Annotated in this window: 23 protein-coding genes and 4 tRNA genes; 9 read left to right on the top strand and 18 right to left on the bottom strand. The window is 42.9% G+C overall.

What is annotated here, in order from left to right; genetic code table 11:
- Both F0227_RS21870 and F0227_RS20960 read left to right on the top strand, forming a co-directional pair.
- Nucleotides 1-200: hypothetical protein (locus F0227_RS21870; protein WP_216613507.1), on the top strand; the 200-nt coding region annotated here is incomplete at its 5' end.
- 386 nt (nucleotides 201-586) lie between these two features.
- Nucleotides 587-952, top strand: coding sequence for an STAS/SEC14 domain-containing protein (locus tag F0227_RS20960; protein WP_171755208.1), 366 nt, complete (start codon nucleotides 587-589; stop codon nucleotides 950-952).
- A 98-nt stretch (nucleotides 953-1,050) separates the two neighbouring features.
- Here F0227_RS20960 and F0227_RS20965 read toward each other — a convergent pair whose 3' ends face one another.
- From F0227_RS20965 to F0227_RS21045, 17 genes are all read right to left on the bottom strand, one after another.
- Complete coding sequence (locus tag F0227_RS20965; protein ID WP_171755209.1) at nucleotides 1,051-1,203, bottom strand: hypothetical protein; 153 nt, start codon at nucleotides 1,201-1,203, stop codon at nucleotides 1,051-1,053.
- Nucleotides 1,204-1,230: 27 nt separating this feature from the next.
- Nucleotides 1,231-3,498, bottom strand: a complete 2,268-nt coding sequence (hypF, locus tag F0227_RS20970; protein WP_171755210.1) for a carbamoyltransferase HypF — start codon at nucleotides 3,496-3,498, stop codon at nucleotides 1,231-1,233.
- A gap of 3 nt (nucleotides 3,499-3,501) precedes the next feature.
- Entirely contained in the window at nucleotides 3,502-4,515 is a 1,014-nt protein-coding gene (gene hypE, locus F0227_RS20975; protein ID WP_171755211.1) for a hydrogenase expression/formation protein HypE, read from the bottom strand.
- Nucleotides 4,515-5,645 (bottom strand): hydrogenase formation protein HypD, encoded by a 1,131-nt coding sequence (gene hypD / locus F0227_RS20980; RefSeq protein ID WP_253822147.1) that lies wholly within the window; start codon nucleotides 5,643-5,645, stop codon nucleotides 4,515-4,517. Before hypD ends, hypE begins: the two co-directional genes overlap by 1 nt.
- Complete coding sequence (gene hypC / locus F0227_RS20985) at nucleotides 5,645-5,926, bottom strand: HypC/HybG/HupF family hydrogenase formation chaperone (RefSeq protein WP_171755212.1); 282 nt, start codon at nucleotides 5,924-5,926, stop codon at nucleotides 5,645-5,647. The genes hypD and hypC (F0227_RS20985) overlap by 1 nt, the downstream gene beginning before the upstream one ends.
- Before the next feature lie 3 nt (nucleotides 5,927-5,929).
- Entirely contained in the window at nucleotides 5,930-6,991 is a 1,062-nt protein-coding gene (gene hypB / locus F0227_RS20990) for a hydrogenase nickel incorporation protein HypB (RefSeq protein WP_171755213.1), read from the bottom strand.
- Nucleotides 6,991-7,332 carry a hydrogenase maturation nickel metallochaperone HypA gene (gene hypA, locus F0227_RS20995; RefSeq protein WP_171755214.1) on the bottom strand — a complete coding sequence of 114 codons (342 nt, stop codon included), beginning with the start codon at nucleotides 7,330-7,332 and terminating at the stop codon, nucleotides 6,991-6,993. Before hypA ends, hypB begins: the two co-directional genes overlap by 1 nt.
- A 2-nt stretch (nucleotides 7,333-7,334) precedes the next feature.
- Nucleotides 7,335-8,387: a hypothetical protein gene (locus tag F0227_RS21000; protein WP_171755215.1), complete on the bottom strand. Its 1,053-nt coding sequence runs from the start codon at nucleotides 8,385-8,387 to the stop codon at nucleotides 7,335-7,337.
- Nucleotides 8,388-8,870: a [NiFe]-hydrogenase assembly chaperone HybE gene (gene hybE / locus F0227_RS21005; protein WP_171755216.1), complete on the bottom strand. Its 483-nt coding sequence runs from the start codon at nucleotides 8,868-8,870 to the stop codon at nucleotides 8,388-8,390.
- Complete coding sequence (hypC, locus tag F0227_RS21010) at nucleotides 8,851-9,105, bottom strand: HypC/HybG/HupF family hydrogenase formation chaperone (RefSeq protein ID WP_171755217.1); 255 nt, start codon at nucleotides 9,103-9,105, stop codon at nucleotides 8,851-8,853. Before hypC (F0227_RS21010) ends, hybE begins: the two co-directional genes overlap by 20 nt.
- Entirely contained in the window at nucleotides 9,096-9,590 is a 495-nt protein-coding gene (locus tag F0227_RS21015; RefSeq protein ID WP_171755218.1) for a HyaD/HybD family hydrogenase maturation endopeptidase, read from the bottom strand. Before F0227_RS21015 ends, hypC (F0227_RS21010) begins: the two co-directional genes overlap by 10 nt.
- 89 nt (nucleotides 9,591-9,679) lie before the next feature.
- The gene (gene hybC, locus F0227_RS21020) at nucleotides 9,680-11,380 is read right to left on the bottom strand and encodes a hydrogenase 2 large subunit (RefSeq protein ID WP_171755219.1); all 1,701 of its coding nucleotides are present in this window, start codon (nucleotides 11,378-11,380) and stop codon (nucleotides 9,680-9,682) included.
- Nucleotides 11,381-11,412: 32 nt separating this feature from the next.
- The gene (gene hybB, locus F0227_RS21025; RefSeq protein WP_171755220.1) at nucleotides 11,413-12,579 is read right to left on the bottom strand and encodes a Ni/Fe-hydrogenase cytochrome b subunit; all 1,167 of its coding nucleotides are present in this window, start codon (nucleotides 12,577-12,579) and stop codon (nucleotides 11,413-11,415) included.
- Entirely contained in the window at nucleotides 12,572-13,579 is a 1,008-nt protein-coding gene (hybA, locus tag F0227_RS21030) for a hydrogenase 2 operon protein HybA (RefSeq protein WP_171755221.1), read from the bottom strand. Before hybA ends, hybB begins: the two co-directional genes overlap by 8 nt.
- Entirely contained in the window at nucleotides 13,579-14,709 is a 1,131-nt protein-coding gene (gene hybO / locus F0227_RS21035) for a hydrogenase 2 small subunit (protein ID WP_171755222.1), read from the bottom strand. Before hybO ends, hybA begins: the two co-directional genes overlap by 1 nt.
- 549 nt (nucleotides 14,710-15,258) lie before the next feature.
- A complete protein-coding gene (pssA, locus tag F0227_RS21040; protein WP_171755223.1) occupies nucleotides 15,259-16,599 on the bottom strand; it encodes a CDP-diacylglycerol--serine O-phosphatidyltransferase in 1,341 nt (446 codons plus the stop codon).
- 102 nt (nucleotides 16,600-16,701) lie between these two features.
- The gene (locus tag F0227_RS21045) at nucleotides 16,702-17,130 is read right to left on the bottom strand and encodes a GNAT family N-acetyltransferase (protein WP_171755224.1); all 429 of its coding nucleotides are present in this window, start codon (nucleotides 17,128-17,130) and stop codon (nucleotides 16,702-16,704) included.
- Nucleotides 17,131-17,195: 65 nt separating this feature from the next.
- Between F0227_RS21045 and murB the strand changes: the two genes are divergently transcribed.
- Nucleotides 17,196-18,242, top strand: coding sequence for a UDP-N-acetylmuramate dehydrogenase (gene murB / locus F0227_RS21050; RefSeq protein ID WP_171755225.1), 1,047 nt, complete (start codon nucleotides 17,196-17,198; stop codon nucleotides 18,240-18,242).
- Nucleotides 18,242-19,198: a bifunctional biotin--[acetyl-CoA-carboxylase] ligase/biotin operon repressor BirA gene (gene birA / locus F0227_RS21055; RefSeq protein ID WP_171755226.1), complete on the top strand. Its 957-nt coding sequence runs from the start codon at nucleotides 18,242-18,244 to the stop codon at nucleotides 19,196-19,198. Before murB ends, birA begins: the two co-directional genes overlap by 1 nt.
- A gap of 57 nt (nucleotides 19,199-19,255) precedes the next feature.
- Here the strand turns inward: birA and coaA are convergent, their stop codons facing one another.
- Complete coding sequence (gene coaA / locus F0227_RS21060) at nucleotides 19,256-20,179, bottom strand: type I pantothenate kinase (protein WP_216613508.1); 924 nt, start codon at nucleotides 20,177-20,179, stop codon at nucleotides 19,256-19,258.
- Nucleotides 20,180-20,551: 372 nt separating this feature from the next.
- On the opposite strand from coaA, the gene F0227_RS21065 reads away from it, so the two are divergent.
- From F0227_RS21065 to F0227_RS21085, 5 genes are all read left to right on the top strand, one after another.
- Nucleotides 20,552-20,627 (top strand) — tRNA-Thr (locus F0227_RS21065).
- A gap of 38 nt (nucleotides 20,628-20,665) precedes the next feature.
- Nucleotides 20,666-20,750, top strand: a tRNA-Tyr gene (locus tag F0227_RS21070).
- A gap of 34 nt (nucleotides 20,751-20,784) precedes the next feature.
- Nucleotides 20,785-20,859 (top strand) — tRNA-Gly (locus F0227_RS21075).
- A gap of 12 nt (nucleotides 20,860-20,871) precedes the next feature.
- Nucleotides 20,872-20,947: transfer RNA gene (locus F0227_RS21080), tRNA-Thr, on the top strand.
- 137 nt (nucleotides 20,948-21,084) lie between these two features.
- Nucleotides 21,085-21,189, top strand: a 105-nt coding sequence (locus F0227_RS21085; RefSeq protein WP_238928544.1) for a GTP-binding protein, incomplete at its 3' end; no start/stop codon positions are given.

Genomic DNA, 21,189 nt, shown 5'->3' on the forward strand with positions numbered 1-21,189 from the left:
TAAGCCTTAGCAGAGATGTTAAGGCTTTTTTGTGTTTAAGCGGTTATAAAAAAATACCGATGGTTAGCTCTAGCAAAGCGGGCAGAGGAGCGGTAGTTCAGTTGGTTAGCTTTTTATTAGAGAAAGCGGCCTGTCACGCCGGGGGTCGCGCTTGTTTTCAAGAGGTCGGGAGTCCCGTCCACTCCGCCATTTATTCTTAGGAATAAAAAAAGTAAGCCTTAGCAGAAATGCTGAGGTTTTTTTCGTTTAAGCGTGGTAGTTCAGTTGTGCCAACAATGTTCCCGACATTGATTGGCATTCACTCCATCCATGGAGATTCTAGCCTCTTTGTTAGAGAAAGCGGCCTGTCACGCCGGGGGCGCGCTTGTTTTCAAGGCGTAGGGAGTCCCGTCCACTCCGCCAGATATTCTTAGGAATAAGAACAGTAAGCCTTAGCAGAAAATGCTGAGGCTTTTTTATATCTGTTAAATGGTCAGGAAATATCGACTTCGATCAAATAGAAGCATGAATACACTTTTCTGACATTAACCTAAGCAGCATCATGCATAATCAATATTGAGTTTTATTGACATCATTGGTGGAAAAAATGATCAAACAATTAATAGAGAGTGAAGGTGCGACTATTGGCCTTGAGATTTCAGGAAAAATAGACTCACAACAAGAAAATCAATGGATTGAGAAACTGGATAATCTTATACAAGAGCAGGGCGCAATTAATGTGCTTATTGTACTTAATGGAAAATTCTCAATGGATGCTAATGTGGTCTATAAAGATTTGAAATGGACATTCTCAAATTTGAAGAACATTAATAAATTGGCGATTGTTTCTGATAGTAAACTGATCGGCTTACTTGTCGCTGCAGACAGCCCTTTTGGAAAGTTAGTTGGGATAGACGAAAAGCATTTTGAAATAACCAAATTAAATGATGCATGGCGCTGGATTAAAGAATAATTGCACCAAGATATTGAACCGTCAACTTGCTATAACAAGAGAAAACTCCTCGTTATAGCAAGTTAGAACTAACGGACTAAAAATATTTAGAACAGAAGTTACTTATTCTTCCAAATATAGTAAGCACCTACTGCCGCGGCCAATAGCATTAAACCACCAGTAAGCTCTTCAGGGTGAGAGTGAGCGGCTCCCGGGTGTGCGAACGCCAAACCTGGAAGTAGAATCAATGTAGAGATAAGTAATTTTTTCATTTCATTTTCCTTTAATGGTATTACTTTTTAATTAGCTTGTTTGTTTTGACTAAGTGCGACAGCCAATTGCCCTAAAGCAATCCCACCGTCGCCACATGAATATTTTTTATGTTGTAAGATCGTCATTGACTGCTCTAGCTCTTTTCTTAGCAGAGAGGTCAAAAGTTTGTTGTGAAATACGCCACCGGTTAGCACTAAGTGATCAATGTTATGTGTCTGATTAGCACGTTTAACCATTTTTGCTAATGCAGTAGAAAGAGCTATGTGAAACCATCGAGCTTTATCACAACGACGGCCCTCAAGATGTAACCACTGCTTCCAGAATGCCTGAAGATTTAGCTTCAGATCTGTGAGTTCAATTTTTATAGGGCAAGGCACCGTGCTAGCAGACTGAGAAGCAAGAGCTTCCAACTGGCAAGCCGCTTGTCCTTCATACTCAATGGCGTCTACAGCAATGCCTAATGATGCTGCTACGGCGTCAAATAAACGCCCGGCAGAGCGGGTAACATGGGTATTTATGTTTTTTTCAATGGCGGTATCAAGCAACTTATACGGCTTGTCGGTAAAAAGCGCATCAAGTTGAGAGGTTGAAAGTGTAGGTAAAAATGTTTTCAAGTGGCAGTAAAAAGAACGCCAAGGCTGTCTCGCAGCACTATCTCCTCCGATAAGCGTCACCGAAGGTATTCCGCCAATGACTTTATACTGAGCATAATTGGCAATAAATAGCTCTCCTCCCCAAAACTCACCATCATCGCCAAAGCCTAATCCATCAAGAGCAAGAGCGAGAACATTATCGCCATTATTCGGCCAACCATTCTCGATTAAGCAACTGGCAATATGGGCGTGATGATGTTGCACATACTGTACTGACTCTGAGGTTTTTTCTGCTAGCTGATGGCTATAGTAGCCGGGATGCAGGTCGGCAATGTGGTGTTTAAAGGAGAGCTGATAGACAGACTGAAAATGCTCAATTGCATGATTGTATTGTTGTTGCGATTCGATATTGGCAAGATCACCAAGGTATTGGCTAACAATGATCTGTTTACCTTTTCCTATCGCGAAAGCACTCTTTAAGTCACCGCCATAAGCAAAATAACCGTCCGCAGAAGGAAACCCTTTGGGTAGACGAATAGCATCAGGAACTAGACCTCTAGAGCGACGCAGTGTTTCTAGTTCTCCTTCGTCACTGACCCGAACGAGTGAATCATCACAGCGATGCAATATTTCTCGGTCGTGGAGGACAAATATATCGGCTATTTCAGCCAACTCGCATATCGCCTGTTCATTTGTTAATGCAGGAGGAAGCCCTGAACCATTACCTGACGTCATTACAACGGGTTTAGGAAAGTAGCTGGAAATGAGATGCTGCAAAGGATTAGATGGTAGCATAACGCCAATTTCAGCCAGCTCAGGCGCAATGTTGTCGGCAAGCAGCTTACTCTCCCTCTTCTCAAGCAATGTAATCGGTGCGATACGACTTTGTAGCATTTCACGTTGTGATGCAGAGCAATGAGCAATAGCGACGACGCTATCGATATTGTTTGCCATAACAGCGAAAGGTTTAAATTGTCTATTTTTGCGAGCTCTCAACGTTTGCACGGCAATACGGTTACTGGCATCACATGCAAGGTGGAAGCCGCCAACAGATTTGATTGCGACAATATTTCCTTGCTCTAATTGATCTGCAATGACTTCTAGCCAGTTACCGCTGATCTTCTCTCCATGGCGATCCAATAACCAGACAGTAGGTCCGCACTCAGGGCAGGCGACGGGTTGTGCATGATATCTTCTATCTGCGGGGTTACCGTATTCGGAACTGCATTGAGAGCATAACGGGAAGTGCTTCATGACCGTTTTTGGGCGGTCATAGGGAAGGGCGTTGATTATGGTGAATCTAGGACCACAATGGGTGCAATTAATAAATGGGTAGAGGTATCGAGCGTTCTCTGGCTGATAGAGCTCTTCAATGCACTCAGGGCAGGTTGCGGCATCAGGAACTATCTGTGTATCTACGGATGTCGATTGAGATTGAACAATGGAGAACGCCTCCGGCATTGATACCCAACAATAGTCATACGTATCAAGAGATTCGATTTCAGCAAGAGGGGGTAACTCAGCTTGCAGTAAACGAACAAATTCATCTAGCTGATCAGCATCGGTTAAACGTATAACGACGCCTTGCCCATCATTAAGCACTTCACCTTTAATTTCTAACTGGTGAGCGATTTGCCAGACAAAGGGGCGGAAGCCAACCCCTTGTACCTTGCCTTTTACTCGAATCTCAATCCCTATCATAGGCTAGCAGATCCTCGGCATCGGTTCGGTTGATGGTAGGTCTAACCAACGGCTGCCACCAAAAGCATTAGCAATAGTGACTTTCTTATTGGCATTGACCTGGCCAATTACCGCAGCATCTTTACCTCCAGATAACTGTTTTAATGCTTCAAGAGCTGATGTTGTATCTTGTGGAGAGACAATGGCTACTAATTTGCCTTCGTTGGCAAAGTTAATGGCTTCTAAGCCGAGTAGCTCACAAATCCCTCTAACTTCCTGAGTCATTGGTAGTGATTCCTCGTTAAGTTGAAAGCCACAACCTGATGATGAAGCAAACTCGTGTAGTACTGCATTAACGCCTCCACGCGTCGCGTCTCTAAGAGTTCGCACCCCTTTAATCGGCAGTAACGCCTCTACTAATGGGTATAAGTGTTGGCAGTCACTCTGTAGCAAACCATCTAGCCCCAGACCTTCTCTCAAATTTAGTATGGTTGCGCCATGATCTCCTAATGTTCCAGAGATGATAATGTTGTCACCACTCTTTATTGTCTCAGCACCCCAAAGGATACCTTCAGGAACAACACCAATGCCGCTAGTATTGATAAACAGTTTATCAGCAGCGCCTTTAGGCACGACTTTGGTGTCCCCGGTAACAATTTGAATACCGGCCTCTTTCGCCGCATTGGCCATAGAGATAACAATGGTTTCCAGCTCAGAAAAAAGTAGTCCTTCTTCTAAAATGAAAGCACTGGATAGATAAAGTGGTTTTGCACCACTCATTGCCACGTCGTTTGCCGTGCCATAAACCGCCAACTTACCAATGTCTCCGCCGGGAAAAACGATAGGATCAACAACAAAAGAGTCGGTTGAATAGGCGAGATGACTTCCATTAGTGAGCAGTGGTGCTAAAGGAATTTTAGCCTGATCTTCTTGCTTACAAAGCGTGTCATTAGAGAACTGCTTCATAAATAAACGATCAATTAATTGCTGCATCGCTTTCCCACCACTACCGTGGGCTAAGGTGATTCTCTCTTCCATCAATTTTGTTCCTCTGCAAGTGGTTCTCTGCGATAGTTATAATAGGCAGCACAAGCGCCTTCTGAAGAGACCATCAATGCGCCAATGGCTGTTTCAGGGGTGCAAGCATGACCAAACAGTGGACAGTCATCAGGTTTACAGCGGCCGGCAAGAATTTCACCACATCGGCTCCCTTCCGGATCCGCGGCGGTGCTACTTTCCGGTTTAAAATGAAGCTCTGCATCAAAAGGTTGGTAATCTGGTGATAATTTAATGCCGGAACCTTCAATTACACCTAACCCTCGCCATTCACTCGCTTGTTTTATCTGGAATACATCAGCCATTGCACTCAGTGCGTTCTTATTACCTTCATCTGCCACAACGCGAGAATACTGATTTTCGATAACACAACGTTTCTCTTGTAACTGTTTGACTAGCATTAATAAGGCTTGCAGCATATCCAAAGGTTCGAAGCCAGTAACAACACTTGGCTTGTGAAATTGATCCACCAATGGCTGATAAGGCTTGGTTCCTATAATCATAGAAAGGTGGCCGGGTAGTAAGAAACCATCAATGCGTACATCATCTTGATTTAGTAGCGCAACAAGGGTCGGCATTAAAGTGATGTGCTGACAGAATAGTTTAAAGTTGCTGATGTTGTTATGTTTGGCTTGTTGTAATGTCATTGCGGTGGCAGGCATTGTGGTTTCAAACCCTAATGCAAAGAACACCACTTGTTTGTCGGGATTTTTTTCCGCAATAAGTAGCGCATCCATAGGAGAATAAACCATACGGACATCACAACCTCGTGAACTGGCATCAAATAGTGAACCGTTGCTTCCCGGAACTCTCATTGCATCGCCAAAAGTACATAAAATAGTATTTGGTTGCTCTGCGATGGCGATACACTGATCAAGTCGGGACTTAGGTAATACACACACAGGGCAGCCAGGTCCGTGGACAAACTCGATACTTGTAGGTAGTAGTTGTAGGATGCCGTATTTAAACAAGGTATGAGTATGCCCGCCACATACTTCCATAATCTGTAGTGGTTTCATCTCTTCAGGTATTGCATCAACCACTTTTTTAATCTTGGCAACAATCGCCTTAGCGAGTTGAGGGTCGCGGAACTCATCTACATAATCCATCATTACTCTCCTATCTGCTGGCGTTGACTAAAATCATCAATTTCATGGTCAAGAGCTTGCATGGACTCGAGTGCGTGTAAGGTCTCTTTTGCTTGTTCTTCATCAATAATACACATGGCGAAACCGACATGTACCAATGCCCATTTTCCTATTAGATCGCTAATATCACCATCAACGACACACGCCAGATTGACTTCACGCTTGATGCCGCTAACCACAACATTGCCTAACATGGTTTGTGCATCAGTGATTTCCACTATTTGTCCCGGAATACCTAAACACATATCTTAATGACTCCCTAGCCAATCGAGCCATTCTTGCATTCCTTCCCCAGTTACCGCAGAAACAAGCAGTGGCTGTATGTTTGGGTTCACTCGTTTTGCATTCTGGACGCAAGCATCCAAATCAAATGTAAGATGAGGCAGCAAGTCGATTTTATTGATGATCATTAGATCTGCATCAGCAAAGATATCTGGATACTTAAGTGGTTTATCTTCTCCTTCTGTGACGGAAAGAATCGCTACTTTATGGCTCTCTCCAAGATCGAATGCAGCAGGGCAGACTAAATTGCCTACATTTTCAATAAATAGAGTCGTGTTATCGTTAGGAGAAAGATGGGCGATGGCCTCAGAAACCATTTGTGCATCTAGATGGCAACCTTTGCCTGTATTAATTTGTATCGCTTTTGCCCCGGTTTTTCTAATACGATCTGCATCATTTGTAGTTTGTTGATCGCCTTCAATTACGGCACATTTTAGGTGATCTAATTTACTTAATGTTTCAGTGAGCAGCGTTGTTTTCCCAGAGCCGGGGCTAGAAACTAAATTGAGGGTAGTAATGTTTTTGCTATGCAGAAACTGACGGTTTTTTTCTGCAATAGCATCATTTTTACCTAGGATATCTTTTTCAATCTGCACCATTCGGCTTTGCGTCATTCCGGGAGCGTGGGAGTGTGCAGCACCTTTTCCAAAATGAAGGTCTTCTCCCTGTTTTTCTGCTTTAAAATGCTCATGCTCATGCTCATGCTCATGCTCATGCTCATGCGTGTGACTGTGACTGTGACTGTGACTGTGGCTATGATCATGGTCGTGTGGATGAGGATGAGAATGCGGAGCATCGGGTTGGGCTTCAGCAGATATGTGGTAATGAATATGTACTGGCCCATGGTAATGGTGGTGATGAACGACCTGAGGAGAGTGGTCATGTGAGTGATGATGGTCATGTCCATCATCATGGGTGTGATTATGATCGTTATGATGAGCATGATCGTGTTGGTGATCATGTTCATGATGATGGTGAGCACCCTCTATTCTAACGTTTCCAGCTCCGCAGCCGCATGTTGTACACATTAGTAAACCTCCAATTCTTTAATTCGCATTTCATCTCCGCCTTTCGCTTGTATGCTGTATCCATGACAATCAGGGCATGAATCTAAACGGCTAGAAATGGCTATCTCTTTACTGCAATCGAAACACCAAGCTGTTGCGGGTAATTCCGTTATCTCTAATTTTGCTGAATCTGCTATGGTTCCGCGACAAACGACATCAAAACAGAAACACATAGCGTCTTTTTCAACACCTGAAAAAGCACCCACTTCCAAATATACTGTTTTGACATTGGAATAGTTTTGCGCTTTTGCTTGTTCTTCTACGACTTGAATTAAGCTTTCGCACAATGACATTTCATGCATATTTAGTGCTCTCCATGTGTTGTATTGAGATGGATAGAAAACTCAACGCAGGGATCAATTGCCCATATCAACTGTCTAATCCACTGTTCGCCAACAAACTTTTGTCCTATCAATGAACGGACAACGAAGCCATTGTCAGAGAAGTAACGGTCAGTCGGTGCATCAATTTTATAGTTGGTTATTCTCGCTTGCGTATCCATCGAGACTTGATGACTTACCGTACCTCTTGAAGCGAAGGCTTCTCCCATCATAGTCGGCATTGCTTGTTCAGGGTGTTGGCTGACAGAGGCTATTTCCACCAGTCGAGCTAACGTTCTGGTGGTGATACTGTTTCCCCAGTTGCTCATTGCACTCACCACAAGGGGATGATTTTTCTGGCGTAAGAGGGGGCCACTCTCTTGGTCGCACTGTTCACCGGCTGTGGCTCCAAAATTTTTGATTTCTGTTGCTAGCATGGCGGAAAAAAGTTGTGCATAAGGGGAGTTACATTGAGCCCATTGATCGAGTTGTTTCATGGAAAAATCGATAAATGTTTGTACTGGTACACCAAACAGTGGTTCAAGTGCTAATTGAATCGCATGCCAATCTGGTTGAGGTACTGGTTGGCAATCAGACATAGCTAATGGTGTTAGTGTTCGTAACTGCTGGAGCAGCAGGCGACTTAATGCAATGCTCTCTTCTGTTGCAAAGTCAGCTCCAAATAGCTCTCTCTCCATTTGCCATAATTGCCAGCAGTGTTCTTTTAACCATTCAAGTGCACAGCCGACAGACATACGTTCAATTTGAGTGCTGGAAAAAGCGTTTCCTGTTGCGTGTAATAATGCACCAAGTGCGGCACTTTGCTGTGCTTGAGAGCACAACATAAAAAGTGTTGGAATGCGGTTTAGTGCGTCAGATGAAGATAAGTCACACAGTAAGCGCCCTATATGTTGAGGGCGTTTATTGGCAATGGATACGTTCGTGATTACTGTCTCTTCAACCGTTACGTATAAATTAATATGCCCGGCAGAAGGAGCCGCAATAGCTATCTTGTTGGTGGGCAATTGAGTAGACATTTAACTGGTTAGCTCAGTTTTTAGTAGCTTGCCAAATAACGCTCGACGAGATTGGTCATCTACATGTAATTCAGTGGTTGGAATGGCGGTAATTAAGCGGCGAATATCCTCCGCCAGTTTTAATCCTGCTTGTTGATTCGCAATATCGCCAACTGGAGAGAGCAATGAACAAGAGAGATAAGTACCTAACTTTTCATGCTGCCCTACAAAAAAAGTGTAGTCACCGGATGGTAGCTTTAGGCCAAATTTGTCGCCGACAGTAAAATCTTGCCAGTTTCGATTAGGACCTGCGATAACCAGTGCACTTAATGTCCAAGGAGTAAGCAATATACCAAGCCAATCACCCTCAAAGAGAGCGAAACCAACACTTTTTACAGAAAGATATGGATTCACGAAAGGCAAGTCAGCCATCTCATTGAGGTGAATGTCGGTAAATACTTGCTCAACGAGTTCCGCAGGATTATTAGTAAAGTTCAATGGCACGTTCTATGTCTCCATGTTCAATGGCTTTTATTAACTCAATCGCTTTAAGTGCTTCTTCACTATCCATTTTGTCTACGGCAAACCCACCCACCTGAATAAGTAAGTAATCACCTACTTGAACACCACTGTCCATCATCAGTAGGCTGACGGTCTGTTGACCATTTTTGGACTCCACCACCGCAGATAAATTATCATCAGATAAACTAACGACTTTGGAAGGCACACCTATGCACATACAGGTGCCTCTCTCTTTTGCAAAGTGATACCGATGTCTTGCAGGTGGTCTACCACCAACTTTTTAATGGTAGGAATGGCTTTGCTAACGGTATGGGTCATTTCTAATCCCGGTTCTACTGATTCAGGAACTATGCCGATTAATAAAATGTTTTTTGGGGACTCTCCTGTTAGCTTTAATGCACCGAGAAGATCGGACAAGCCTAACTGATGAGGAGAGACCTTGTTGTTAAACAGTGCTGGAACATCATCGTCTTTAAGAGTGACGACAGTACCGGGTTCGTCGCCAGTTAATACGGCATCAACGATGACGATATGTTCTCTATTGGCGATATAATCAAGCAGTTCCATTCCAGCTGTCCCCCCGTCAACGACATCGATTCCTTCTGGAAAGAGATACTCATCTTCAAGTTGATTCACTGTATGGACACCTACGGACTCATCGCTAAGCAATAAATTACCGACACCTAACACTAGAATATTCAATGGAATTTCCCTCTTACGACTCACTTGGTAAAGGTGGTTTAATGATTACGATGGCATAGTGCTATGCCATCGTTTGGTTAGTTAGATGACTACAATACTTTTACTTTGGTGATACCTTTTCCTCGGGTATCAACAATATGCACCGCACATGACATGCATGGGTCAAATGAGTGAATGGTCCGAATCACCTCTAAAGGATTTTCTGGGTCATCTACTGGTGTGCCAATCAGTGAATGTTCATATGGGCCTAGATCGTCATTACTGTTTCTTGGACCCGAGTTCCAAGTTGAAGGAACAACGGCTTGATAGTTCTCTATTTTGCCATCTTTAATGACAATCCAGTGAGACAACAGACCGCGTGGTGCTTCATGGAAGCCGACTCCTTTTACTACACCATAAGGGAAGTAAGGTTTAACAAACGTAGTGGTATCGCCAGTGGCAATATTGTCTATAAGTGCTTGCCATTCAGTCGCGAGAATATCTTTTAACACGGCACACCTTACGGCTCTTGTTGCATGACGCCCCAGAGTTGAGTGAAGGTGCTTAATTTCAGGTTTAATATTCGTTAGAGCTTCAAAGGTACCAAGTACATCGTTTAGATGTTTGGTGGTGGATTCATCACCAGCAGCGACGGCACACAGAACTTGAGCTAGAGGCCCTACCTGAACCGCTTTACCGTAGAAGGTTGGAGATTTAACCCACGAGTACTTACCTTCGTCTTCAAACCCTGTGTAGTTCGGATTTGTTTTACCATCCCATGGATGGAATGGGCCATCCTCTTGGTACCAAGAGTGTTTACTGCTCTCTTCTACACCATCGATTAGGTATTGATCTTTATGGCTGGTAATAGGCTTAAAGGTAGAAATGTCTCCATTCTCAATATAGCCACCAGGCATTAAGAAACTGCCGCCTTTGCCATCTGTTGGTAGATCAGGAACGGATAGATAGTTTGTCACCCCTTCCCCAATCGACAGCCACTCAGGATAGTGAGCTGCAACAATAGCCACGTCAATTTTGTACACTTGTTCGATAAACTCATCCAGCTGATCGATAAATGATTTTATGTACATTAATCGTTCGTGGTTTAGCACACTTGGAGCATCAAGGTTGATCGGGTTCGCTACACCGCCCACGGCCAAGTTTTGGATATGAGGGGTTTTACCGCCAAGAATCGCAACGATTCGGTTGGCGTTTCTTTGATATTCAAGTGCTTGCAAATAGTGAGCAACGGCAATTAGGTTCACTTCAGGAGAGAGTTTCATCTCTTTGTGTCCCCAGTATCCGTTAGCAAAAATACCAAGCTGACCACTGTCAACTAAACCTTGTAGCTTGTCTTTTACTTTTTGGAATTCTGCAGCAGAGTTTAGAGACCAAGTCGATAAAGGTGCGCAGATTTTTTCACATTTGACTGGATCCGCAGAAAGAGCAGAAACAACATCAACCCAATCCAGCGCTGATAGTTGATAAAAGTGAACCACGTTATCGTGTATTCCGTGGGCCGCAACAATCATATTACGAATATGCTGTGCATTCACTGGAATATCTAAATCCAGAGCACTTTCTACAGAGCGAACAGAAGCAATCGCATGAACAGTGGTACACACTCCGCAAATACGTTGAGTGATCACCCAAGCATCTCTAGGATCTTGCCCTTTTAATATCTCTTCCATTCCTCGCCACATAGTCCCTGAAGACCATGCATTGGTAACTTTTCCATCTTCTATTTCGCAATCGATACGCAAGTGGCCTTCGATGCGGGTAATCGGATCAATAGTAATACGTTGACTCATTGTGATATCCCTTTGTAATTATTCTATGCCACTTAGGCTTTGTGTATACGGTTTGTAGTACTGACACCGGGAAGTACCGGAAGCAGTTTAATGATGACGATATAACCCACGACTTCGATAGCAACTAAGCCAAATGAAAGTAGTATCTCTTCTATAGATGGGAAGTAGTTATATCCGTCACCTGGGTTGTAGGCGACAATGGCCATATCAATACGATACATAGCCGCGCCAACGAGCAAACTAATCGCGGCAGCAAATAGCATTACTGCACTCTTATGAACACGCTTGATCAATAAAATTGGCCATAGAAGTAGGAAGTTTTCAATCCAGAAAAGCCAAGAATAGATGTCCCCTGCAAACACGTACTCCCATTTATCCGTAAGGTTGATAGAGTGGAAACGAACTACAATAAACATCCCAACTAAGATCTGAACAAATGAGATAAGTTTATTAAACAGTGGTCTTTCATCGGGCATCCGCCCTTTCATTCCGGCAGCAACCAAACCACCTTCAAATACCACAATGGAAAAGCCCATGATTAGAGCGCCAAGTAAAGAAAACAGCGGAAGGAACTCGTAGCTTTGCCATAATGGGTGAATTTTGTGACCCGCAGATAAGAATAATGAACCCATTGATGATTGGTGCATTGCAGGTAATAGAGCACCTAGCGCGATGACACCAAATAAGATCTTATTCAGTACCTTTAGAGGGATTTTCAAGCCTAGTTTTTCCAACAGGGCAGGGGCAAACTCCACCATAAGTACAAACATATAAATGGTCATACAGATGGCCGTTTCAAATAGAACCGAGTTGGTATTAAAATATCCGGGGATATAAAAATACGGTAAGTTCCACCAGCGACCGATATCCATCAAAATAGATAAACCACCCAAAGCGTAACCAAATAAACTGGCCAGTAGAGCAGGGCGGACGAGTGGGTGATACTCACCTTTGTTGAAGATATACACCGCCCAAGCGAGTGCCCATCCTCCACAGGCAAACCCCGTACCTACTAATAGATCGAAACCGATCCAGATTCCCCAAGGGTAACCACCATTTAAGTTGGTGACAGGTCCTAAACCGAGAACCAGACGTTTGCCTATAACCACAACACAGACAATGGCAAAAAAGCCAAAAAATAGGACTGGCCAAGTAAATAATCGACCACCCAAAGGTTTTACATCAGAATGATCATTCATGACTATCTTCCTTATCTTTTGCTGATGAGTCTGTATCAGAATGACTGTTGTCATCTTGGTACATGTTTTTGCGCGTGGCGTACATCAGTCCCATAAATGCTGCAAATGGCAACATCATTCCTTGATACAAAGTATGCTGTACCGTCTCTGAACGAGCTCCGTATGACTTGGCTGGCATGTCAGGCAGATCAAGCTTCTCATGTGGAATACCAGATAAAACCAGTACTTGAGTACCCCCACCTTCCGTTTCACCATAAACGTGCGGGTGGTATTTAGGTATCGCTTTCTGGTGTTCTAATCCGGCATCAATACGCTCTCTTGGGTAACGGTAATCTTCACCCACTTTCATCTCTAAGCGCTTTTTGGCTTCAGTTAACAGCTCATCACGTTTTCCATAAAGAATGGCACCTGTAGGACACACCTCTACACAGCCTGGAAGAAGACCATTGTCGATTCTTTCCACGCCTTCCTGGTTACAAAACTGGCATTTTTGCAGCTGACCAAACGGGTCGTGATATTCATACTTAGGAATGTTGTAAGGACATGCAACCATGCAGTATCGACAGCCGGTACAAATGTCGGGATCGTTAGTGACGATGCCAGTAACAGGGTCTTTCTGCATTGCAGATACAGGACAAACGGATACGCAGTTTGGATCGACACAGTGCATACATTGACGTTTAACGTAGGAAAACCCATTAAACTCAACATCTTTTTCTGTGCCATCACCACTAGAATATTTACGAATAACATTCAGTGCATATGGTGATAAATGGCTATTTTGCTCCCATTGAGGATCACCATTTGGATTTGGTTCCATATGGTTCACGTCTTTACATTTTACCACGCAAGCTTGGCAGCCAATGCAAAGTGTCGCGTCATAGAGCATACCAATAGCTTCCGATGGGGGAAGAAGCGGTTCCCGAGCAGCAGAGGGGTTACTGGTGGTCGCAATAACCGCCCCCGACGCTGATAGCTTCAAAAAATTTCGGCGATCCATTACGCCTCCTCATTATTTTCGGATGAGGTTTCCTTGGCTTTATTTTGACGAGTAAGTTCACGAACCGTCATGACACTCACACCCGCAGCAAGCCCAGCTATGCCGCCTAGTAGCGCAGATGCACCCGGAGAGGCGGACTCCCCGACTTGTGTTCCTACTTCAGGAAGCTGAGCAGGAGGTGTGGGTAAGCGAACGTTTGATAGTTGGTGAATGCTTTTGGTAAAGCCAACATTCTCTTCATTACAACCGATGCATGGGTGACCAATACCAACAGGCCATATGCCACCACCCACATCACAAAACTCCAAAGTAGGACAGTTGCCGTAGGTTTCTGGGCCTTTGCAGCCAAGCTTGTATAAACACCAACCTTCGCGGTGTCCTTCATCACCAAACTCAACGGCAAAGCGGCCAGCATCGAAATGAGGGCGGCGTTCACAGTTTTCATGGATAAGTCGGCCATAAGCAAATGTTGGTCGGCCTTTTTCATCTAATCCAGGCAACTTATTGTAAGTAAGAAGGTGGGCGACCGTTGCTAAGAAGTTGTGTGGGTTTGGTGGGCAGCCAGGAATATTCACAATAGTTTTTCCTGGAAGAATATCTTGCAGAGAACGAGCGTCTGTAGGATTTACACCAATGGATGGTACACCACCCCATGCTGCGCAAGAACCAATGGCAATAATAGCCGCGGCATGTTCGGCCGCTTCCTTGATGTGTTCAACGATTGGTTTTCCCGCCACCATGCAATACACACCACCATCCTTGATTGGGATGGAACCATCCACGACAAGAACATATTTTCCTTTGTATTTTTCGATCGCGTGATGCTTGTTTTCTTCGACTTTGTGTCCAGCAGCAGCGGACAGTACTTCATGATACTCAAGGGATATCATATCCAAAATGAGATTTTCTACAGTAGGGTGAGTAGAACGAAGTAAAGATTCAGTACAGCCTGTACACTCTTGAGCACCAATCCAAATTACTGGAGGTCTGGTTTTTTGTGTTAGTGCGTCGGCAACAGTTTGACCAGCAGAAGCGTTATGGATTCCCATCGTTGCGGCTAAACCAGTGCAAAATTGCATAAAAGAGCGTCGGGTTATGCCGTTTTTCTCTAGGAGATCGTAGCCATCCATATGGGCCTTCCTTTTTATTTTTTTTTGTTAACAGACATATTAATTATAAGTAGAACGAGGTATATTAGCTCTAACTAAACTAATGACTAATAAAAGTTAACACTGAACTAACAATTGCGGTTGATTTAGATCAATTTGCAGAGACAAACAGAAAAGCGTTCTGCAAAAATTTGCGCTGAGTTCAATTTTATTGATAGGTGGGAAAATAACCATTTTAACCCTTACCACTTTGTGGGTACTACTCTGTTCATTTTTTTATACAAGCCCTGAATCCCTTGTTATGCGGGGCTTGTACCACTTAAGGGTTAATTTTATCTACTCCAAAATGAGTAGAGGTAGAAAAAATATTGATAAGAAAATAATGATAAGAAAAAAAGTAAATAGTACTTTTCACATTGTTTCAGAAGCGAGGGAATTTCATGGTTTCTTATTAACAATGTTGCAACGAATGCAATGGTGCTTGTTAAAAATGCAGCAAAGCCTTCTAAAATTAGAAGGCTTTGTAAGAGATAGAGTCGTGAACTGAGGTACTCTTGAAGGAGAGTGATACTATAGTATTTTCTGCAGTACTTTATCCGCCTTAACTCGAGTGATTTTCTTTAGTAAACGTTGCACTTCCATTGGATAGGTATCGACTTTATCTAAGTGCCGGTAACTGCCGACTAACGAAGTATGTTCCAGAATATTATCCATTTCATGCTCAAACTTCTCTTTTAATAAACCATTTGGATCTTGCAGTAATAACGCGTTTTCTAGATCTAAACTCCAAGCTCTTGGATTTAAATTATTACCCGTCAACAGCATGTGCTTTTTGTCTACCCAGATGCCCTTAAGATGGTAGCTGTTTTTATCATGCTTCCATAAGTAAATAGACAACTTTCGGCTTGCCATATTTGCTTCATTCGCCTTAGCAAAACGTCTTAAATTTAATTCATATAGGTATGGTAAGCCCGCAATGGTCTTAAACCTTTCTTCTGGTGGAATATAGAAATCATTCGCGGTTTTGTCTCCCACCACGATAGAGACCTTTACGCCTCGTTTTATCGCTTTTTTTACTTCTTTAGCGACACTTTTAGGGAAGTTAAAATAGGGCGTACAAATGAAAATTTCATCTTTTGCACTTGCAAGTAGCTGATTTATTTTTTTATTTAAACGGTTTCTTCGTTTACCTAACCCGACTAATGGAGTTAGAGCAACTTGCTGGTCAGAAATGGACTGATCAACAAAATGATAGCTAGATTGCGACAATGATGCCCGAAACTGGCGAATGGCTTGCTTCAACTCTTTGGTATGAGGTTTGTCATCGCAGCATAATCTATTCACCGCCGGATGAGACAGCATTTCTGATTGAATAAAGCTCACCATACTATTAGAGAGTGTTTTGTTTTTAATAATATGATAGCGATCAAATCGGTACTTTTGATCAAAGTGCAAATAGACATTATTTAAACTGGCGCCGCTATAGAAAACGGTGTCATCAATAATAAATCCCTTTAAGTGAAGTACACCAAATACTTCTCGGCCTCTAACCGGGACTCCGTAAACTGGGATTTTGTGTTGATATTTTTGAGAAAAAGCTTTGTAGAGTGCTGCATTTCCTTCGGAACTTTCTGCGCCAATGAGTCCCCGTTGAGCACGATGCCAGTCAACACAAATAATAATATCCAGCTGAGGATTGTTCTGCTTAGCTTCGTATAGCGCTGTCAATATCTCGCGTCCAGCATCATCATCCTCAAGATAAAGAGCAGTAATATAGATCCGTTCTTTTGCCACGCGTATTTTCTCGATTAAACGGTGACGAAAATCTTTTGCTGCAAATAGTACTTCAAATTGCTCTGGTTCTACGGCAATTGTCGGCATGTTCTTAAAAGGAGTATTAAACGCCATCATATTGAGTTGTTGACCTCGGTTACTTCAAAATAGCCAGTAGCAAATTTTATCAAAGATAGATGCTTAGTGACTAATAATAATCGTCACTTTTACTGGATAGTGTTAATTATTGACAAATTTCATAGCGATAATGTGTTTACCGCTATTTGAGTAGCGTTGAAATAGCTGCTCAAGTGTATTAGGAAGCGCATTGGCTGCGACGGACTTAAAACCATGTTGAGTATAAAACTGCGCTAAATGTTCAAAGGCAAAACAGTAGTCACCTTCTTTTAATGTCTGCCGCTGGCATTCTTGCATTAATAAATGAGCAATACCTTGTTGGCGATATTCTGGAATCACTAGCATACCCGTTAACAGCCGCCACTTATCAATAGTACGAAAGCGTACTACTGCACAGAGATCATTATGACAATATGCAGTAAAAATTAGTTCATCTTTTTTTGCTTTGGCAGAAGGGTAATATTGCTTATATAACTTCTGCACTAATGGGAGCTTTATCGGCTCCAATGGTTCAATAATGATAGCGTTCATTCAAAACTGTGCTTCTTCGATCAATAGGGTAGAATAGGTCCAGTGTTATTCTATCCTTGAACGTTATGCAGATATATAAAAAAGCCAACCTTAAACCTTTTCATACCTTTTCCATTGATGTTAGTTGTGAGGTTTTGGTCATTATTGAGTCGAAAGAAGAACTCATATCCGTTTATAAAGATCCGCAATGGTCCTCATTACCTAAATTGATGCTGGGTAAAGGAAGCAATCTGCTGTTTACACAGCATTATAATGGTGTGGTTATTGTTAACCGTATTAAAGGCATTACCGTCGCAGAAGATAGCAATAACTGGTTATTGCATGTTAATGGCGGAGAAGATTGGCCTAAGCTGGTTGAGTGGAGCGTTAAGCAAGGCATGGCGGGGTTAGAAAATCTTGCTCTGATTCCAGGTTGCGCCGGTTCGGCTCCTATTCAAAATATTGGTGCATATGGAAAAGAGTTTAAAGATGTTTGCCAATACGTTGATGTACTACATCTAGATGACCTATCTGAACAACGACTCAGCGCTGATGAATGTCTGTTTGCCTACCGAGATTCAATATTTAAACAATCACTCTACAACAGAGTGGTAATAATGGCGGTGGGAATTAAGTTAGATAAAGAGTGGCAACCACTGGTGAATTACGGAAGCTTAGCGGATATTCCCGCGCAACACCTGACGCCTCAGCGTGTATTTGATGAAGTGTGTCAGGTTAGAATGAGCAAGTTACCTGATCCTGCGGTAATGGGTAATGCCGGAAGTTTTTTTAAAAATCCAGTGGTATCTGTTTCTCACTATCAAACGCTATTGCAGCAGTTTCCTGATCTTGTCGCGTTTCCATTTGCAGGTGAGATGAAATTGGCCGCTGGGTGGCTGATTGATAAAAGTGGCCTAAAAGGTCAGCAGGTTGGTGGCGCTCAAGTACATCAGAAGCAAGCGTTAGTATTAATTAACCATGATAAAGCTAGCGCGGAAGACATTGTTGCTCTCGCTGAGCATGTTCGCCAAGTGGTTTACGATAAGTTTTCTGTTTCTTTAGAGCATGAGGTTCGGTTTATGGGTGGTCAGCAAGAAACGTCATTATTGGCGCTGATAGAGAGAACAAATTGATGAGAGAGCATCTCGCAAAGCATAAAATCATTGAGCTACTGGCACAAGGTGAGTTTATTTCAGGAGAGGAAATCGGCGGACAACTCAATATTTCTCGTGCTGCGGTAAGCAAGCATATTAAAGGATTAATCGATTGGGGATTAGATGTATTTAGTGTTCAAGGGCGAGGCTATAAGTTAGCAACGCCGTTACAACTGCTAGATCTTCGTTATTTACAACAGAAAATCTCATCGCCTGTAGAACTTATTTCAGTTATTGATTCCACCAATGAGCATTTATTGAATAACGTTGAGCAATTAGAAAGCGGCTCGGTTTGTCTTGCTGAATATCAGACGCAAGGTCGGGGCAGACGAGGCAGGCAGTGGATCTCTCCATTTGGTTCCAATCTTTACCTCTCCATGTACTGGAAGTTAGATGCGGGCATGGCAGCCGCGATGGGACTCAGTTTAGTTGTCGGTGTCGCCATTGTTGAAGCGTTAGAAAAAATGGGGATCAACGGGGTTAAATTGAAGTGGCCTAATGATCTCTATTATCAAGACAAAAAATTGGCTGGTATTTTGGTTGAAATGAGTGGGCAAGCTGGTGGTGCAGCACATTTAGTGATTGGTATGGGACTTAATGTCAGCATGTCGAAAAAAATATCGGGTATCGACCAACCTTGGGTGTCACTTATGGAAGTGGCAGAGTCATTGCCAGAGCGTAACGACATGGCGGTGGGATTGATAAAGGCGTGGCAGGCCGCGTTAACGGATTATGAAAGTAATGGGATGCTAGGGTTTGTGGAACGTTGGAATCGGCTTGATAATTTCATTGGTCGTCCAGCCAAACTGCTCCTTGGCAAAAGGGAGATCAGTGGCATTGTTCAGGGTATTAACGAACAGGGAGCTCTGCTTTTAGAAACTGAACAAGGGGTAGAGAGCTTTATTGGCGGTGAAATTTCTCTTCGAGCGCAGTAATGATATCGCGAGCTTATTCACCTTTCAGTAGGCGAATAAGCTTTAATAAGATGGCGTCTATTTTCTAAGTAACACTTCTTCAACTGTGTGATTAAGCCCTTTTTTCAGGATCAGTTGGGCTCTCTCTCTGGTGGGTAAGATATTGAGTTTTAGGTTTTTGCCATTAATAGAGCGCCAGATATCTTCCGCTTTTTTTATCGCTTGTTGTTGGTTCATTTTGGTGTAGTGGGAGAAGTATGACCCCGGCTTTTTAAATGCGCTTTGGCGAAATTGCAAAAATCGCTCGACGTACCATCGTTCGATCAGATCGGATTCGGCATCGACATAAATAGAAAAATCGACAAAATCAGAAATAAATACCCGGTGAGGATCATGAGGGTAATCCATACCACTTTGCAGCACGTTTAACCCTTCAATAATCAGCACGTCGGGTCGATCAACGACTTTTTCATGTTGGGTTATATCGTAAGTGATATGTGAGTAAACAGGCGCTGATACATTCCTCTTTCCTGCTTTTACGTCTGAAACAAACTGAACAAGACGACGCATATCATAAGACTCAGGAAAGCCTTTTTTCTTCATCAAATCCCGTTCATTTAATATTCGATTGGGTAGCAAAAAACCATCGGTGGTAATCAACTCTACTTTGGGGTGTTTATCCCAGCGAGACAGTAACGCTTTAAGCAAACGGGCGGTGGTGCTTTTTCCTACCGCAACACTGCCTGCAATGCCGATAATAAAGGGTGTTGACGGCTCTTGCTTATTTAAGAAACTCTGCAATACGGTATTGCGACTTTGTCGAGCTGACACATAGAGGTTTAGTAACCGAGATAGTGGCAAGTAAATTTCCACCGCTTCTTTCATGGTAAGGCTCTCATTGATACCTTGAAGCTCTTGTAAGTCTTCTTCCGACAATGTCATAGGGACAGCGTTGCGAAGTTCTGCCCATTGATTGCGGCTAAATGACATATAAGGACTCATAGAAAATCTCGATTTTTTATTAGCTAGCTTGCGAAAATACATCAAGTGAAGATGAATTCAAGAGATATTGACTACAGAACAGAATAACCAAGAAGAAAAAAAGCAAAAAAAGAGCAATAAAGCCGACATCTCGTTGTGATATGAGTGTGGTTGAGTAAATTTTAATCGATTTTTATCTGCTATTTTGGGAGAGAAAAGATTTTAACAGCGATTCGTTCCAGATGGTATTTTATAGCAATTTACTGTGCAAATTTACAGCGTTTTGCTATGAAATTGAACATCAAATCGCGATGAAAGAGAATAAAAGATATTTTTTTCAATTTTCCTATTGCAAGGGTAAAGATCATCCCATAGAATGCGCTCCACTTATGTGCCGACTTAGCTCAGTAGGTAGAGCAACTGACTTGTAATCAGTAGGTCACCAGTTCGATTCCGGTAGTCGGCACCATTTTTTAAAAGTAAAGAGCTTTTAAGAAAAAGAATTTTGGAGGGGTTCCCGAGTGGCCAAAGGGAGCAGACTGTAAATCTGCCGGCTCCGCCTTCGATGGTTCGAATCCGTCCCCCTCCACCATATTCTTAAGGAAATAGCTCTCAGAGTTACGAGTGCGTGCATCGTATAATGGCTATTACCTCAGCCTTCCAAGCTGATGATGCGGGTTCGATTCCCGCTGCACGCTCCAATCTATAAAAGTGCTGATATAGCTCAGTTGGTAGAGCGCACCCTTGGTAAGGGTGAGGTCGGCGGTTCAAATCCGCCTATCAGCACCAGCTCTGAAGCAATTATTTCCTTTTGATATTTTTGGATGACTAAACTAAGTTTAGTTGTTAAGAACATTTTTTCACCAAGATTTTTTTGGTTGCGTGGTCATCAAAGCCACCTAAATCCGTACCTAGAGGGACAACTCATGTCTAAAGAAAAATTTGAACGTACGAAACCGCACGTAAACGTTGGTACTATCGGCCACGTTGACCACGGTAAAACAACTCTAACTGCTGCTATCTGTACTACT

The organism is Vibrio sp. 99-8-1, assembly GCF_013114595.1.
In the GTDB taxonomy this organism is placed as follows: domain Bacteria; phylum Pseudomonadota; class Gammaproteobacteria; order Enterobacterales; family Vibrionaceae; genus Vibrio.